General features: G+C 32.0%; 1 protein-coding gene. It reads right to left on the bottom strand.

The window, feature by feature from the left end; all coding sequences use genetic code 11:
- Positions 1–123: 123 nt before the first annotated feature.
- Positions 124–731 (bottom strand): DUF5027 family lipoprotein (locus CSX02_RS13570; RefSeq protein ID WP_189281460.1); only part of this gene is annotated, 608 nt, incomplete at its 5' end.

Here is a 731-nt window from a genome sequence, read left to right as displayed (position 1 = left end):
GTAACAGCAAAAAATAATACCAATAAAATTGCAATTCCTCTTTTTTTCATAAATAAACCTTTCTTTGAATGTTTGCATAATTTTTGTTTTTAAATCTACAAATTCCTATTTTTACGCCCCTTATTATTTTTCCATATCGGGAATTGAATAATAAACTTTATACTCATTTTCAGATGGATTCTGCATAGTTGCATCTATATATAATTTTCCCTTTTCAAAAGTTTCTTCCGGTATAAAATAACCAATTCGAATCTCTTTTGACTCACCCGGCTGTATTTTCACAAGCAAACCATCATGACCTTCGCTCATGTAATTAAAATAGCCAACATCAGTCGTTGCTTGCCGTATATTTTCCCTTTCATCCATATAAACAAGCCCTACATTAGAGGCATAATATTTCACCTCTTCATCTGAAACATTTTTAATTGTAAATTCCATATAAATAATGCGTCCATTTTGGCATACATTTCCGTCTAACTGAATTCCAGACAAACCGACATCTGACCACTTTTCCAATTCTTCAATTTCTTGTGAAAAATATACTTTTTGAAAAGTAATTTCCATCATTTTTTTCATACCGTCAGTCTCGGAAAGTTCATATAAATCAGCCGATTCATCAATTTTTTTCAAGCAATCATAGTCCATCTTAGGTATATAATGCTTTCTACCTCCCACCATGACATACTCTCGCTCAGTATCACTTTGAGTAGAACCAGTTTCATCAATTTGTG

It is taken from the genome of Agathobacter ruminis, assembly GCF_002735305.1.
In the GTDB taxonomy this organism is placed as follows: domain Bacteria; phylum Bacillota; class Clostridia; order Lachnospirales; family Lachnospiraceae; genus Roseburia; species Roseburia ruminis.
The sequence above is the reverse complement of the archived record's forward strand: the minus strand, read 5'-3'. Positions and strand labels throughout refer to the sequence as shown.